At 69.8% G+C, this 16,197-nt stretch carries 11 protein-coding genes; 2 read left to right on the top strand and 9 right to left on the bottom strand.

What is annotated here, in order from left to right; genetic code table 11:
• Positions 1-28 precede the first annotated feature (28 nt).
• On the bottom strand, positions 29-1,192 hold the full coding sequence (locus tag ACVK00_RS29525; RefSeq protein ID WP_284891541.1) for a M20 aminoacylase family protein: 1,164 nt from the start codon (positions 1,190-1,192) through the stop codon (positions 29-31).
• Between the two features lie 355 nt (positions 1,193-1,547).
• On the opposite strand from ACVK00_RS29525, the gene ACVK00_RS29520 reads away from it, so the two are divergent.
• Entirely contained in the window at positions 1,548-2,618 is a 1,071-nt protein-coding gene (locus tag ACVK00_RS29520) for a type IV toxin-antitoxin system AbiEi family antitoxin (RefSeq protein WP_284891542.1), read from the top strand.
• Positions 2,587-3,492: a nucleotidyl transferase AbiEii/AbiGii toxin family protein gene (locus tag ACVK00_RS29515; protein ID WP_284891543.1), complete on the top strand. Its 906-nt coding sequence runs from the start codon at positions 2,587-2,589 to the stop codon at positions 3,490-3,492. The genes ACVK00_RS29520 and ACVK00_RS29515 overlap by 32 nt, the downstream gene beginning before the upstream one ends.
• 42 nt (positions 3,493-3,534) lie before the next feature.
• Here the strand turns inward: ACVK00_RS29515 and ACVK00_RS29510 are convergent, their stop codons facing one another.
• From ACVK00_RS29510 to ACVK00_RS29475, 8 genes are all read right to left on the bottom strand, one after another.
• Positions 3,535-3,957: a PIN domain-containing protein gene (locus tag ACVK00_RS29510; RefSeq protein WP_006755052.1), complete on the bottom strand. Its 423-nt coding sequence runs from the start codon at positions 3,955-3,957 to the stop codon at positions 3,535-3,537.
• On the bottom strand, positions 3,954-4,220 hold the full coding sequence (vapB, locus tag ACVK00_RS29505) for a type II toxin-antitoxin system VapB family antitoxin (protein ID WP_228907578.1): 267 nt from the start codon (positions 4,218-4,220) through the stop codon (positions 3,954-3,956). The genes ACVK00_RS29510 and vapB overlap by 4 nt, the downstream gene beginning before the upstream one ends.
• A gap of 278 nt (positions 4,221-4,498) precedes the next feature.
• The gene (locus ACVK00_RS29500; protein WP_284891545.1) at positions 4,499-5,515 is read right to left on the bottom strand and encodes a GNAT family N-acetyltransferase; all 1,017 of its coding nucleotides are present in this window, start codon (positions 5,513-5,515) and stop codon (positions 4,499-4,501) included.
• Positions 5,515-6,354: a formyltransferase family protein gene (locus tag ACVK00_RS29495; RefSeq protein WP_284891546.1), complete on the bottom strand. Its 840-nt coding sequence runs from the start codon at positions 6,352-6,354 to the stop codon at positions 5,515-5,517. Before ACVK00_RS29495 ends, ACVK00_RS29500 begins: the two co-directional genes overlap by 1 nt.
• 86 nt (positions 6,355-6,440) lie before the next feature.
• A complete protein-coding gene (locus ACVK00_RS29490; RefSeq protein WP_284891547.1) occupies positions 6,441-8,729 on the bottom strand; it encodes a TonB-dependent siderophore receptor in 2,289 nt (762 codons plus the stop codon).
• A gap of 46 nt (positions 8,730-8,775) precedes the next feature.
• On the bottom strand, positions 8,776-10,152 hold the full coding sequence (locus tag ACVK00_RS29485) for a lysine N(6)-hydroxylase/L-ornithine N(5)-oxygenase family protein (RefSeq protein WP_284891548.1): 1,377 nt from the start codon (positions 10,150-10,152) through the stop codon (positions 8,776-8,778).
• Between the two features lie 34 nt (positions 10,153-10,186).
• Positions 10,187-11,212: a GNAT family N-acetyltransferase gene (locus tag ACVK00_RS29480; protein ID WP_284891549.1), complete on the bottom strand. Its 1,026-nt coding sequence runs from the start codon at positions 11,210-11,212 to the stop codon at positions 10,187-10,189.
• Positions 11,202-16,196: a non-ribosomal peptide synthetase gene (locus tag ACVK00_RS29475; RefSeq protein WP_284891551.1), complete on the bottom strand. Its 4,995-nt coding sequence runs from the start codon at positions 16,194-16,196 to the stop codon at positions 11,202-11,204. Before ACVK00_RS29475 ends, ACVK00_RS29480 begins: the two co-directional genes overlap by 11 nt.
• Between the last annotated feature and the right edge of the window lies 1 nt (position 16,197).

Below are 16,197 nucleotides of genomic sequence, written 5' to 3'. Positions count from 1 at the left end.
CGAGACGGCCCCACCCCCGCATTCACCGTCACACCAGAAACGTCTCGGCCAGCTTGACCCAGTACGACGCGCCGGTCGGCAGTACCGCGTCGTTGAAGTCGTAGCCGGGGTTGTGCACCATGCAGCCGCCCTCGCCGTCACCGTTGCCGATGATCAGGTAGCAGCCCGGCCGCTTCTCGAGCAGGAACGCGAAATCCTCGCTGCCGGTGAGCGGCACCATCTCGTCGATCAGATTCGCTTCGCCCACCCATTCGCGCGCGACGCCGCGTGCGAACGTGGTCATCTGCGCATCGTTGACGAGCACCGGGTAGCGGCGCTGGTAGTCGATCGTCGCGGTCGCGCCGAACACAGCCGCCTGCGCATGAATGACTTCCTTGATGCGCGTCTCGAGCAGGTCGCGCACCTCGGGCTTCAGCGCGCGCACGGACAGGCGCATCTGTGCGCGATCGGGGATCACGTTCGGCGCGTCGCCCGCGTGGATCGCACCGACCGTGACGATCGCCATGTCGAGCGGCGACACGTTGCGCGACACGATCGTCTGCAGCGCGATGACGATCTGCGCGCACACGACGACCGAATCGATCGCCTTGTGCGGCACCGCGCCGTGGCCGCCGCGCCCCTGCACGTCGACGATCACGGTATCCGACGACGCCATGAACGGCCCCGGCAGGAAGCCGAACTTGCCCGTCGGGAAGCCCGGCATGTTGTGCATCGCGAAGATCGCGTCGCACGGGAACTGCTCGAACAGTCCGTCGTCGAGCATTTTCTTCGCGCCGCCAAGCCCTTCCTCGGCCGGCTGGAAAATCAGGTTCAGCGTGCCGGAAAAGCGCCGCTCGCGCGCCAGGTGCTTCGCGGCCGCGAGCAGCATCGCCGTGTGGCCGTCGTGGCCGCACGCATGCATCTTGCCGGGGATCGTGCTCTGGTATGGCAGGCCGGTCGACTCGTGGATCGGCAGCGCGTCCATGTCGGCGCGCAGGCCGAGGCGCTGCGTGCCGTTGCCGACCTTCAGCTGCGCGACCACGCCCGTGCCGCCGAGCCCGCGGTACACCGTATAGCCCCATGCCTGCAACTGCTCGGCAACGAGGTCGCTCGTCGCGAATTCCTCGAAGCCCAGTTCGGGGTGGGCGTGAATGCGGTGCCGGATCTCGATCATTTCGTCGGCGAGGCCTGCGGGGATCACGCTGTGCGTCACAGTGTCGTCTCCTGGGTTCAGTGGGGAATGTGCAGGCAAGGATAGTCCGTTGAGCGGCAACCGAACAGACAGAAAGTCGTCGCGGCGACAACCTGGAGTTGCTGGTCGATCATCTCAGCGCGTGAGAAATCGTCCGTCGGCGGAAACCGACCATCCGGGCGACTGCCGCGCCTGAGCCGGATTCGCGACACTGGGTGTACGGTCTCGATTTCTCAGGTGGGAAGGTGTGTTGATTGCCGTTAGACATTCCGGAATAATTCCGTCACATCAAAGAGTTGAGCGTTCTTGTTCATTTTTTGACGGCTGTACATTTTTTGTGTACGCTGACGGAAAAGTGAACAAGCGATTCCTCCCGATGCCCGAGAACGCCACCCTGTCGATAGCGGAACAGCACGTGCTCGACGAAGCCTGCGCTGCGTTCGAACGCGCGACCCGACGCTTCAACGCACGGCCGGTGCGCGTGCCGGCCGCATCCCGCGCGTATGCCGACGCGATGATCCGCTTCGGCATCGGCGGGCAGACCTTCGAGATGCCCGCCGCCGTGACCGTCGGTGTCGAATCGGTGCAGGAGGCCCGCGCGGCGCTGCGTCGGCGCGGCGCCGCCCCGCTGCCCGGCGAGCGGCAGCTGATGCTGGTCGCGCCGTATGTGTCGGCCGAGCTGGCCGCGCACCTGACCGATCAAGGCATCCCGTTTCTCGATACCGCCGGCAACGCGAGCCTGATCCTGCCGGAGGCGACCGTGCTGATCTGCGGCCGGCCGAAACCGGCCCGCACGCCGCGCCGGCAGGCGTCGCGCGCGACGACGCCCAAGGGGCTCGCCGTGATGTTCGCGCTCGCGACGCAGCCGGGCCTCGTCGCGCAACCATACCGGGCGATCGCCGCCGCGTCGGGCGTCGCGCTCGGCACGGTCAATCTCGCAATGGACGACCTGCTCGCGCGCGGCCTCGTCGCGCAGCGGCGCAATGGCGAGCGCCTGATGCCCGACTGGCCGCGCTTCGTGCAGGAATGGGTCGCGCTGTATCCGAGCCGCCTGCGCGCGAAACTGCCGGCCCGGCGGTTTGCCGCCGTCACGCCCGACTGGTGGCGCGACTTCGATTTCGCGGCATTCGATGCGCGGCTCGGCGGCGAACCGGCGGCCGACCTGCTGACGCACGACCTGAAGCCAGCTGTGATCACCGTCTATACGCACGGCACCGTGTCGAACCGCCTGCTGCTCCAGGCGCGCCTGCGCCCGGACGAGCGCGGCGACGTCGAACTGCTCGAAGCGTTCTGGCCGCCGTCACCGGCGCTCGACTGGCGCGAGCAGGACGTGCCGCTCGTGCCGCCGCTGCTGATCTACGCGGATCTCGTCTCGTCCGGAGACAGCCGCAATCTCGCCGCCGCTGAACACATCCATGACCGATACCTTGCCCACCCGCCCGCTTGAAGTCGACGCGCGCCGGCCGCTCGAGCCGGCGGCGGCCGCGCTGCTGCAGGCGGTCGGCAAGACCTGCGTGCAACTCGACACGGCATTCGTCGTCGCCGGCGCAACCGCGCGCGACATCCTGATGTGGCATGTCCACGGCATCCGGCCGGTGCGAGCGACGCGGGACGTCGACGTCGCGGTGTGCGCGGTGAGCTGGCCGTTTCACGAGCGGCTCGTCGATGCGCTCGTCGCGACCGGGCAATTCGCGCGCGCACCGAAGCATCAGCAGAAACTGCTGTTCGACAGCGGGACGCGGGGATTTCGCACGGAGCTCGATCTCGTGCCGTTCGGGCCGCTCGAAGCACCGCCAGGCGAAATCGCGTGGCCGCCGCGCGGCGAGTTCGTGCTGAACGTGCTGGGCTTTCAGGAGGCGGTCGATACGGCGCTGGCCGTGTCGATCGGCGCCGATATCGCGGTGCCGGTGGCGAGCCTGCCGGCGCTCGCGCTGCTGAAGTTGCTCGCGTGGAAGGATCGGCGCGCGCGCCAGAACAGCGACGCGTACGACCTGCTGTTCCTGCTCACGCATTTTCACGACGCGGGCAATCGCGAGCGCATCTGGGACGTCGCGCCCGATCTGCTCGAACGGCACGGTTTCCAGCCGGAGTTGGCGGCCGCCGGGTTGCTCGCGCGCGATGCGAAGCGGATTGCTTCGCCGCAAACGCACGATGCGATCCGCGCGCTGTTATCGGACGAAGCGGTTTACGCAACCCTCGCGCAGGACCTGCAGGCCCGCGCGTTCGCGCTGTTGCCCGGCGAATTCAACGATGACGCCGACCGGTATCTCGACGCGTTCCGCAGGGCTTTCCTCTCGGAACCGCCCGTTCCTCGCGCGTGACGTGCTGCCGCGCGACAGTAACGACATCGTGCATTCGCCACCCTAGGCCGAGGCTGCCCAGTCTTCGAGCGACAACCCCGCGACACGGCTGAATTCGCGACTGTTGTTCGTTACAAGCACGGCACCGGCCGCGATCGCGTGACCGGCGATCGACGCGTCGTTCGCGCCGATCGGCGTGCCACGTGCGGCAAGGTCGACGCGAATCGCGGCCGTTGCATCGACTGCCGCGGTGTCCCACGACAGCACGCCATCCAGCCGCGAGACAAAGGCCGTCACGAGTTCCGCATGCTTCGGCGACGCCTTTCTGCCGACTGCGCCGAACCGCATTTCGGCATAGGTGATCGCCGACACGACGATCCGGTGCTGCGCATTGACGCACGACTGCAACCGGGACAACACCGCGGATGGCCGCTCGCGCATGATGAACGAACAGATGTTCGTATCGAGCATGTAGAGCGTCGTCACCGGTTCGACTCCGTCGGTGCATCGTCATCGGCGCCGGGCAGGTCGAAACGACCAAGTTCGACGACCGTCGGGCGCTCGACGAGGAAGTCGGCATCGGCCCGTGGTTCACTCGCGAACGACAGCCACGTCGGCCGCACCGGACGCAGCAGCAACGTGTCGCCCTCGCGGCGGATCTCGAGTTCCGTCACACCCTCGAACTCCATGTCCTTCGGGATGCGGATTGCCTGGTTACGGGCGTTCTTGAAAATGGAAACGGTGCGCATGAGCCACTCCACAGGAGTACGATGCGCCCATTCTAGGCATATGCTGACATATGTCAACGTTAGGGAACGTGCTCCGGGGATCGCGCCCGATGCTATCGCGGGTGTGCTTGCCATGTCGGCGGGACCTGTCCGTGATGAGGATGCAATCCATTCTTCCTCATGCCGCCCGCCCGATCCATATCCCGAACGGCCGATGTCGGCGGCCCTTCAAGCCGCGCGAAACGTCGTCGCTTGCGAATTGACGCATCGACGCATCGACGCTTCGCGCCCCCGTCCCATCACGGCAACCGGAAAGTGTCGAAGAATGTCTCGCGCTCCATCACGGTGAGCGCCGCGCGCTTGTGCGGAAAGTCGAACTCCTTCAGCGTGTAGAAGCCGAGCCGATGCATGTACGCGATATGCCGCACGTGATCGACGCGCGGCTCGCCGACGAGCCGCTGCGTGCGCGGTTCGTCGACGAACATGTAGTGCAGCACCCCGCTCCACCATGCATGCAGCTTGCCCGCGCTCTGGAAGCGCGAGTCGCCGATCAGCAGATGCAGCCCGCGATCGTAGTCGTGCGCGTCGTAGAACGGCGCGAGGCGATCCTCCTTCGCCCAGTAGAACTCGAAATAGCCGAACGGCATATCGTCGAAATAGCCGATCATCGGATGCATGTGCGGATCGGCGAGCCGCTCCGCGAGATACGCGGCGTGCTCGTCGCGCGTGCCGCGCTGATCCCAGAAATGCGCGACGCGATCGAGGTTCATCCAGTCGCTGAACAACTGCGCATGTTCGTCGATGTCGACGGTGCGCAGGCTGAACGTCATCCCGACCTGCGGCATGTAGCGCGCATAGATCTCGCCGGCCGGCGACGGCGGCCGCACCGGATGCCGGTGGCCGTTCGTGATCGCATAGCGCAGCGGCATCCCGCCCGATGCAGGCGCCTTCAGCCACGGCCGCGGGTTCTGCCAGAACGTCGCGCGCGATGTGCTCAGCCGCAGCCGGTCGCCCACGACCTGCGCGCCGTCAATCACGCCCTCGCGCACCGCGCGCTCGACGTACGACGCGACGGCCGCCGGCTCGGCGCCGCCGAGCGGCACCGATACCGTCGCCGCGTCGTGCCGCGTGTCCGTGTTGAACAGGGCGACGAATTCCGCGAGCAGCGCGGCCGGCGCATCGTCGGGCCGCCACGCGTCGAGCGTGCGCTCGGCGGCAGCCGCCGCATGCGCGGGCGCGGCGCCGTCGAGCGCCGCGGCCACCTCGCCTTCGACGGCGTCCGCCGTGCCGGCCGGTTTCGTGAGCGTGTCTTCCATCACAGTACTCCCGCGTCGTGGCGGTCGGCGAGGACGTGCAGCCCCCGCTCGAGCGCCGGAAACAGGCTGCGCTGGAAGTTGTTCCAGCGCAGTTCGAGAATCGTGTCGTCCGGCGCGATCGGCGTGTCGAGCACGTCGCAGATCACCTCGCCGGAATCGATGCCGTTGTCGACGTAGTGGAACGATGCGCCCGTCATCGTCACCGGAGCGACGCGCGACGTCGCGCCGCTCGCCCAGTCGACCCGTTCGCCGCGCGCGCCGTGCAGCGCATCGAGCGTCGCCCACGCGCCGCGCCGCTGGTACGGCGAATCGTCGGCCGTGATGCCGGGGTGGATGTTCGCGATGCGGCGGTGAAAGCGCGCGCCGGGACGCACGAGCTCGTCGAGGATCACGAGCAGCCCGTCGAGCACGACCACGTCGGCGTCGAGTTCGAGCAGGCGTTCGAGCAGGCGGCGCTCGAACGCCTGCTTGCCCGTCACGCGCTCGCGCGCGTCGCGCGGCAGCCGGCGGTACGTCGACGCGATCGTGCAGAACAGTTCGTCGACCGGGCGGCCCTGCACGGTCAGCCCGTCGGGCAGGATCCACGGGCGGCCCGGCGTGCGCGCGAACCCGTAGTCGGCGACCTTCGCGCGATCGACGGGCGACCCTTCGTCGTCGTCGACGATCACGCCCTTGAGCGTGTAGCGCTCGCCGAGCGGCGAGTCGTTCAGGCGCTCGACGAGGAATTCGAGCGGCGCCTTCATGTAGCGCGTGCCGCCCTGGTAAGCGACCGGCTGGCCGGCGCGATCGGCCGCGCCGTTGCGCAGCGACTGGATGTAGACGAGATTTTTCTTCGGCATGGAGGCGTCGTGGAAAAAGCGGACGACGGCGCCGCGACCCGCCCGCACCGGCCCGAAGGCCGGCCGGCGCGCCGCGGCGCGCGGCGTCACCAGTTGTATTTCGCGGTGGCGAGCACCGTACGGTCGGTACCGAAAATGCACACGCTCGTCGACTGGCAACCGCTGATGTAGTGGCGGTTGAACAGGTTCGTCCCGTTCACGGCAAAGCGCCAGTTGCGCGTGTCGTAATGCACGCCCGCATCGAACAGCGTGTAGCTCGATACCGTCAGCGAGTTGTCCGCCGCACCGGCCGATGCACTCTGGTAACGCACGCCGCCGCCCAGGCCGAAGCCCGTGAGCGGCCCCGTGTGCCACGTCCAGTCGGCCCACAGCGACGCCATCTGGCGCGGCCGCGGAATGTCGACCGGCCAGTTGTTCAGCGATGCGTCGTTGGCCTTCACGTTCTTCACGTCCTGGTACACGTAGGACGCGATCAGCGACAGGTTCCGCGTGAGCTTGCCGGTCGCGTTCAGTTCGATCCCGCGTGAGCGCACTTCGCCGGTCTGGATCGACGTCGTGCCGGCCGGATCGAGATTCAGCGGCGTCGGCGTGAGCACGTTGGTCTGGTTGATCTGGTAGATCGCCGCGCTCAGCATCATGTTCTTGCCGGGCGGCTGCCAGCGCAGGCCAGCCTCGATCTGCTTGCCGCGCGTGGGCTGCGGCAGGCCGCCGCCGTACAGGTTCACGCCGATCACCGGGTTGAACGACGTCGCGTAGCTGATGTACGGCGACAGCCCGTAGTCGCCCTGGTACGTGAGGCCCACGCGGCCGGTGAACGCCGTGATGTCGGCCTTCGACTGCGTGCCGCCCTCGCGGTCGTCCAGCCGCTGGTTGACCCAGTCCTCGCGGCCGCCGAGCGTCAGCGTCCAGCGGTTCCACTTGACCTGGTCCTGCACGTACAGCCCGAACGTGTTCATCGTCGTGTACGTGTTGGTACGGTACGTGGTGTTCGGCGGCGAGAACACGGACAGCGTGACCGGCGTGTAGACCGGGTTGTAGATGTTCAGCGTCGGCGCGGCGGCCAGCCATTCGCTGTCGGTCGCCGTCTGCCGGTTGTACTGGAAGCCGAGCAGCAGCGTGTGCTCGAGCGGCCCGGTGCCGAAGCGGCCCTGCAGGTTGTTGTCGATGTCGAAGCGGCTGTAGTTCGTCTGGAACACGCCGGCCCAGCGGTTGATGTCGGTCAGGCTGCCGTCCGCCAAGCCCGCGCCGAACACCGAACCGTTGTCGAGCGACAGGTGCATCCAGCGCACGTTCTGCCGGAACGTCCACATCGAGTTCAGGTTGCGCTCGAACTGATAGCCGAGCGACCACTGCTTCTTGCGGTAGTAGTTGAAATTCGGGTCGCCGCCGTAGACGTCCTTGTCGAGCTGCCCGTTCGGGTTCGGCAGCACCGTGCCTTGCGCCGGCAGGAAGTTCGACGAGATGTCGCCCCAGTCCTGCAGGTACGTGGCCGACAGCGTCAGCGACGTATCGGCGTCGGGGCGCCAGCGGAACGACGGCGCGAGCGCGACGCGCTGGTCGTTGTTCGGGCCCGTCAGCGCGTTGCCGTCACGCGCGACGCCGACGAACCGGTACGCGTACTTGCCGTCCGCGTCGAGCTTGTCGCCGACGTCGATCATGAACTGCTTGCGCGCATAGTTGCCGAACTGCACGCCGGCTTCGCGCACGCGCTCGCCGTCGGCCGTCTTGGTCTGCACGTCGATGATCGCGCCGGGGTCGCCCGCGCCGTACAGCACCGACGTCGGCCCGCGCAGCACGGTGATGCTGTCGATCATGTACGGATCGACGCGCCAGCTCGACAGGTTCAGCGTGTTCGGCACCTGCAGGCCGTTCACGTAGGCCGTCGGCGTGAAGCCGCGCAGCGCCGCGTACCAGTCGGAACGGTTGTCCGAGCCGTACGACGAGAAGCCCGGCACGTAGCGCAGCGCCGCGTTCACGTCGGTCGCGCCGGTCATCTCGATCTGCTGCGCGGTGACGACGTTGATCGTCTGCGGAATTTCATTGATCGACGTATCGGTCTTGGTGCCGGTCCTGCTGCGCTTCGCGACGAGACCGACCGTGCCGTCGCCTTCCGAGCCCGCGTTGACGTTGATCGCCGGCAGCGTGCCGGTCGCCGGGCCGTTCGGCGCGTTGGTCGACGAACCGGTCGACGAACCGTTCTGCGCGCTGGCCCCCGCACTCGCCGCCGCACCGTTGCGCGCACTGTCGGCCGACGTCGCGGCGCCTGCGTTCACGGCCGGTGCCGTCTGCGCGAATGCGTGCCCTGCCGCCATCCCGAACGTCACGCTCGCCGCGGCCGCGATCGCACGCAAACGCGTGCCTGTTGCCCACTCCATCTTTCTCTGCTCCACTTTTTTGATGCGGTCTCCGACCGCGCCTTTGTCAAAGAGCGAAAGCCATGCGGCCCGCGCTCGCCCCGTTTTGATGTCGTTGTTCATGCAGTGCCCGGGCCGCGCCATCATCATGGGCGGGCGCGATCCCGTCCTCGAGCGACGCGCAGATCTCGTCCGCGCGGCGTGCCAGCACCGACAGCAGCGTGTCGGACAGGCCGTGGCTGTCTTCGCAGCAGCCTTGCAGGTAGATGCGCGGCGCGAAGTGCTCGGGCGTCGCGAGCAGGTAGTCGCGCGTGACGTCGCCGCGCGTGAGCGCGTCGCCGAGGTGCGGCGCGAGCCCTTCGAGCAGCGCCGAATGCGTGTCGCGGCGATAGCCGGTCGCGAGCACGAGCGCGTCGAAGCGTTCGACGCGCGTCGCGCCGTTCATCCGGTCGCGCAGCGTCAGCTCGATGCGGCCGTCGGCGGTGCGCACCGCGGCTTCGATCGCGCTGTTCGCGAGCAGCGCATGGCGCGGCGTGCCGTCGATGCGCTGCAGGTACAGCATTTCGTAGATCTGCTCGATCAGCGGCCGGTCGACCACCGCGTAGTTGGTGTCGCGGTAGCGCTCGAGCAGCGCGCGGCGTGCATCGTGCGGCTGCGCGTAGACGACGTCGGTGAACTCGGGGCTGAAGATCTCGTTGACGAACGGACTGTCGTCGGCCGGCTTCAACGCGCCCGCGCGCATCACGAGGTTCGCGTCGACATGCGGGAAGCGGCGCGCGAGGTCGATGAACACCTCGGCCGCGCTCTGCCCCGCGCCGATCACCGCGACGCGGCGGCGTTCGCCGTCCGGCGCGGCGACCAGCCGGTCGATGTCGGTCAGGTACGACGACGAATGGATCACACGATCGCGGCCGAGCGCGGCGAACGCATCCGGCACCGCCGGCGTGCCGCCGACGCCGACCGACAGCGCACGCGTCACGCGCTGGCGCTCGCGGCCGGTCGCGTCGCGCGACAGCACGCGCAGCGCGTCGATCCGCGCGCCGTCGCCGCGCACGGGCTCGATCGCCATGACGGTCTCGCTGTAATGGACGTGCTCGTCGAACGCGTCGGCGACCCAGCTCAGGTAGTCGTGGAATTCGACGCGGGTCGGATAGAAGTTCTTCAGATTGACGAATTCGTTCAGCCGGCCGCGTTCGAACAGATAGTTGATGAACGTGTAGCGGCTCTTCGGATCGCGCATCGTGACGAGATCCTTCAGAAACGAGATCTGCATCCGGCAGTCGTCGAGCAGCATGCCGCGGTGCCAGCCGAATTCCGGCTGTCGTTCGATGAAGCAATGGGCGAGCGGGCGCGCCGCACGCCGCTCCTCCAGACGGATGGCCAGCGCCAGATTCGACGGCCCGAAGCCGACGCCGATCAGGTCGAATACGGTTTCTCTCTGCATGTCTCTCAGCTCCCTTGTCGGTGAAACCGGCCCGTCAGACGTGACGGCCGGAAAAGAAGGTCTCGCGCAGCGTGCGCATCCACAGCGGCTGTGCGTCGGCGAGCGCCAGACGGCGCTGCCGCGCGAAGCCATGCCGCGCGAGGGTGTCGACGACCCGCGCGCGGCCGGCCGGGACCGCGCAGCCGACCGCTTCGGTGCGCGGGTCGTCGAGAAACAGGTAATGCACGACGGACGGCAGCCAGCCGGCCACGCAATGCGGGCCGCGCCAGCGCGACTCGCCGACCAGCATCCGCAGCCCGCGGTCGTAGTCGCGCGCGCCGACGTGCGGCGCGAGCGGGTCTTCCTTCAGCCAGAACGCCTCGATATACGCGAACGGTTCGCCGTCGAAGCAGCCGACGAGCGGCGTGACGTGCGGATCGGCGTCGGGCGCCGTGCCGTGGGCGCCGGGCTGCGCGCCCGGCCAGCCGTCGCGCACGCGCGGCTCGTCGAACCAGTGCGCGACGCGTGCGGCGTCCTCGCCTGGTTGCCAGCCGCGCAACGTGAAGCGCATGCCGAGCGCCGGCAGGTCGCGCGCATACACGTCGCCGCGCGGCGCGGGCGGCCGGCGCGGATGACGCCGGCCGTCGGTCAGCATCGGCAGCGTCGCGCATGGCAGCGGCGTGCCGACGCGCCACAGATCGGCCTGCTGCGCCCAGCCTTCGCGCATGCACAGGCCGCCGTCGGCGAGCACGCCGCTCGCGCGCAGCGCATCGCGCGCGACCGCCGGCCACGCGGCCGGGTCGAGCCGGATCGCCGCGCGGCGCACGTCGTCGGAAAACGCGGCGGCGAGCGCGGCCAGCAGCGCACGGCGCTGGTCGGCCGGCGCCGCGCGATGGTTGTACGCGACGAGGCGCAGCGTGCCGTCGTCCGCGAGTTGCGCGCGCAGCAACTGCGCGCCGATGCCGTCGCCCTGCGCGACGCGGATCTCCGCGTCGTCACGCACGGCGAACAGGCCGTCCGCGAACGCGAGACGACAGGTGTCGGGCATCGTGAATCCGTCCGGACGCACTTCAGCCAGCATCACGCACCTCCTGCTCCGTTTCGGCGGAGGCCTCGACACGCGCACCGAGCGCCGCGAGCGTCGGCGACGCGAACACGTCGGCTACCGTCAGCGCATGACCGGCGCGGCCGGCCGCGTCGACGAAGCGCACGACGTCGAACGACGTCGCGCCGGCCTCGAACAGGTCGGCGTCGGGTCCGGGCGCGGCCGTCGCGAACGTGTCCGACCACAGCGCGGCGAGCGCGGCTGCCGCGTTCGACGCGACGTCGCTCGACGCCGTGACGCGCGGCGCGGCCGCGGTCGCCTGCGCGGCGAACAGCGCATCGGGCACCCCGAGCGCCGCTTCCGGCGCACCGGCAAAACGCGCGACTTCGTCGTGATAGAGGTCGACGAGCGCGTCAACGAAGCGGCCGTCGAGCAGTTCGTCCGCATACGAGAACGCGGCGCTCACGCGCCCGTCCGGATGCTCGACGACGTCCAGCTCCAGCGTGAACACCACGCGATGGCGCACGTCGTCGAATTCCGCGAGCGACAGGCCGCCCCAGTCGCGCGCGGCGGCGCCGGTCGGGCGCAGGTAGTTGAACATCACCTGGAACAGCGGATTGGCGTGCACGGCACGCGGCGCGCGCAGCGCCGCGACGACGTCGGCGAACGGCGCGTCGGCATGCGCATACGCGGCGAGCGCCGTATCGCGCACCTGCGCGAGCACGTCCGTGCGGCTGGCCGCCACATCGAGCCGCGTGCGCACGACCACGGAATTGATGAACAGACCGAGCGCATCGCGCGCCGCGTCGCCCGTCAGCTCACGCGTCGACGCGAGTACGCCGACCGGCTGGTCGGCCGCGCCGGTCACGCGGAACAGCGCGGTGTTGAGCGCCGCGTGCAGCAGCATCGGCAACGTCGCGTGCGCGGCCGACGCGGCGTCGCGAGCGGCACGGATCAGCGCCGCGTCGAACGCGAACGCGATGCGCGCCGCACGCCATTGCGGGACGGCCGGCGCGTTTGCGCGCTGGGGCAGCACGGACGACGGCAGGTCGGCCAGCGCGTCGCGCCAGTACGCGACGCGGGCGGGATGGCACGGCGCGGGCAGCACGAGCGACGTGTTTTCCGTCGTTGACGCTGCCGGTGCCTGTGCCGCCGCTGCCGAAGCGTCGCCCCGCACGAGCGCGACATATCCCGCACGCACCGCGTCGAGCCACAGCTCGATCGATTCGCCATCCGACACGATGTGATGGATCGTCACCGACAGCACGTGATCGTCCGCGCCGAGCCGCAGCACGCGTGCGCGCCACAATGGCGCGTCGGCCGCGAGATCGAACGGCGCGAGCGCATCGGCGTCGGTCAGCGCCGCCGCGCGGGCGAGCACGTCGGGCTGCGCGGACAGGTCGACGAGCGGCAGCGCGACGGGCGCCGCGGCGTCGATGCGCTGGCCCGGCAGCATGCCGTCGCGCGCGACGAGCCGTGCGCGCAGCGCCGGATGCGCGGCCGCCGCCGCCGAAAACGCCGCGCGCAGCGCAGCGACGTCGAGCGGACCGCGCACGCGCAGCGCGACCGGAATGTTGTACGCGGCGCTGTCCGGCTGCGCGCGCCACAGGAACCACAGGCCGAGTTGCGCGGGCGACAGCGGCCACACGCCATGCGCATCGGGTTTGACCACCGCGACGCCCGGCGCCGCGGCGCCGGCGTGCGCGGCGCGCGGCGCGTCGGCCACCTGGCGCGCGTATTGCGTGAGCACCGGCGCTTCGAACAGCGCCCGCACCGGCACGTCGCGGCCGAGCCGCTCGGCGACGCGCGTCGCGACGCGCACCGCCGCCAGCGAATGGCCGCCGAGTTCGAAGAAGTGATCGCCGCGGCCGACGCGTTCGACGTTCAGCACGTCGCGCCAGATCGCCGCGAGCGCGGTCTCGTCGCCGTCGTGCGGCGCTTCGTAGGTGCGTTCGACGCGCACCGGGGCCGGCAGCCGCGCACGGTCGACCTTGCTGTTCGCGTTGCGCGGCAGCGCGTCGAGCACGATCAGCTGCGCGGGCACCATGTAGTCGGGCAGCGTGCGGCGCAAGTGCGCATCGAGGGTCGCGGCCTCGACCGGCTGGGCGGCGGCCTGCGCATCGGCGCTCAGTTCGACGTACGCGACGAGCTGCGCGTGCGCGCCCTGCCCGTGCACGACCGCGCATGCTTCGCGCACCGCGTCGTGCGCGGCCAGCTGGGCCTCGATCTCGCCGAGTTCGATGCGCAGCCCGCGCAGCTTCACCTGGTGATCGACGCGGCCGATGAAGTCGAACACGCCGTCCGCGCGGCGTCGCACGAGATCGCCCGTGCGGTACAGGCGCGCACCCGGCGCGCCGTACGGATCCGGCACGAAACGCTCGGCCGTCAGCGCGGGACGATCGAGGTAGCCGCGTGCGACGCCGATCCCCTCGCCGCCCAGGTAGAGTTCGCCGATCACGCCGACCGGCAGCGGATGCAGCCGCTCGTCGAGCACGTGCGCGGTGCGCGCGCCGACCAGCGTGCCGATCGGCAGATACGCAGCGTCACCCAGCTTCGCGAGATCGTCGCCGGGACGGAACATCCACAGCGTCGGCGTGATCACGGTTTCGGTCGGGCCGTAGCCGTTGACCACGCGCACGTTCGGCATCGCGCGGCGCAGCATCGCGAACGCTTCGCGTGACGTCGCTTCGCCGCCGACGGTCAGCGAGCGCAGCGTCGGCGGCGCCCCGTGCGCGAGCGCCCATTCGGCGAGCTGAGCCGCGCAGCCGGGCGGCACGTAGGTCATCGTCACGCCGTCGCGGACCATCATCGCGCAGGTCTGCGCGGGCGGCCACAGCACGTCGGCCGTCACCGACACGGCGGCACCCGACAGGTATTGAGAAAACCAGCCTTCGTGCGCGCCGTCGAAGTTGACCGACTGGAACAGCAGGAACACGTCGTTCTCACCCGCGCCGTAGCGCTCGGCAATCGCTACGCAATGCCGTGCGAACGCCGCGTGATCGACGATCACGCCCTTCGGCTTGCCGGTCGAGCCCGACGTGTAGATCGCATACGCCGCATGGCCGGGCAGCACGTCCGGCAGCGCGACGTCAGCGGCCTCGTCGAGCGCGTCGACTTCGTCCGCGCGCCAGATGCGCAGTGCCGGCAACTCGGGCAGCGAGGCGACGCTCGCGCCGTCGGTCAGCACGTGCGCGATGCCCGCATCGCCGACGATCTGGGCGAGCCGTTCGCGCGGATGAGCCGGATCGAGCGGCACGAACGCGGCGCCCGACTTCAGCACCGCGATCAGCGCGACCAGCAGGTCGACCGAACGCTGCAGCGCGACGCCGACGCGCATCTCGGGCCGCACGCCGGCCGCGACGAGATTGCGCGCGATGCGTGCCGCGCGCACGTCGACCTCGCCGCGCGTCAGCGCGCGATCGATGTCGGCGACGCCGCGTGCGTCGGGCCGTGCCTTCGCATGCGCGGCGATGCGCGCGTGCACCGGCACGAACGGCTCGGCTTCGGCCGCGCCTGCCGGTGCATTCCACGCGAAGAGTTGCGCGCGTTCATCGGCCGGCAGCCAGTCGAGATCGCCGATCGGCAACTCGGGGCGAGCGAGCGCGTCGCCGAGCAGCGTGACGAAGCGTGCGGCGAGCCGCTCGATCGCGTCCGCATCGAACAGGTCGAGCGCGTAGATGAACGCAGCGTCGAACGTGCCATCGGGCGTCGCCTCGACGGCAAGCGTCAGGTCGAATTTCGCGGACGGCGTGCCGGACGGCAGCAATGCGGCCGACGCCGCGCCGAGCGCCGGCAGCGCGCGGCGCTCGCCGTATGCGGCCATCACCTGGAACAGCGGATGGTGGCTGGCGCTGCGCGGCACGCCAAGCGCGTCGACCACCTGCTCGAACGGCACATCCTGGTGCATCTGCGCATCGACGAGCGCGCGCTGCGTGCGCGCGACCAGCGACGAGAAATCACCGTGTGCCGGCACGTCGACGTCGATCGCGAGCGTGTTGACGAAGAAGCCGATCAGGCCGGCCGTTTCCGCGCGCTCGCGGTTCGCGGCCGGTACGCCGATGCAAATCCGCGCATCGCCGGTCGCACGCGCGAGCAGCGCGTCGAGCGCCGCGAGCAGCACCGCGAACGGCGTCGCACCCGATGCGGCCGCGAAGGCACGCAGCCGTGCACCGATACGGGCGTCGAGCGAAAACACATGGCGTGCGCCGCGCGCGCTGCGGCGCGCGGGCCGCGCGGCCGCACCGGGCAGCGTGAGCACGCCGCGCTGCGGATCGAGCCGTTCGCGCCAGAACGCCAGTTGGCGATCGCGCTCGCCGGCATCGAGCCAGCGGCGCTGCCACAACGCATAGTCCGCGTACTGGATCGGCAGCGGCGCGAGCGGCACCGGCTGGCCCGACGCATACGCGCGATAGAACGCCGCGAGCTCGTCCAGCATCACGCCCGACGACCAGCCATCCGACACGATGTGATGCACGGTCAGCGCGAGCCAGTGATGCGTCGCGTCGAAGCGGATCAGGTGTGCGCGCACGAGCGGCGCCGCGCCGAGATCGAACGCCGCGGCTTCGTCGGCCGCGGCGACGCTTTCGGCGCGCGCGACGCGCTGCGCATCGGGCAGCGCGTCGAGATCGGTCTCGCGCCACGGGCAGCGCAGCGGCGGATGAATCGTCTGCGCGACGCCGTCCTCCGCTTCGTCGAGGGTCGTACGCAGCGCTTCATGGCGCGCGATCAGCGCATCGCACGCGAGCCGCAGCGCGTGCGCGTCGAGCGGGCCCGTCAGCGCGAGCCGCTCGGTGATGTGATATGCGTCCGGCGCGTCGATCAGCCGGGCGTGCAGCCACAGCCGCGTCTGCGCGAACGACGCCGGCACGCGATCGCCGCGCGGCGTGCGCGGCGGGATCGGCAGCACGCGGAAATCGATGCCGGCCGCGCCGAGCTTGTCGATGAACACCGCGCGCTGCGCGTCGGGCAGTTGCGCGAAACGCGTCGCGAGCGCGAGCCAGTCGGGTTGAACCTTCGTCATC

The organism is Burkholderia sp. PvR073 (genome assembly GCF_054055695.1).
Note: the sequence above shows the minus strand (reverse complement) of the source record. Positions and strands in the feature narration are given on the sequence as shown.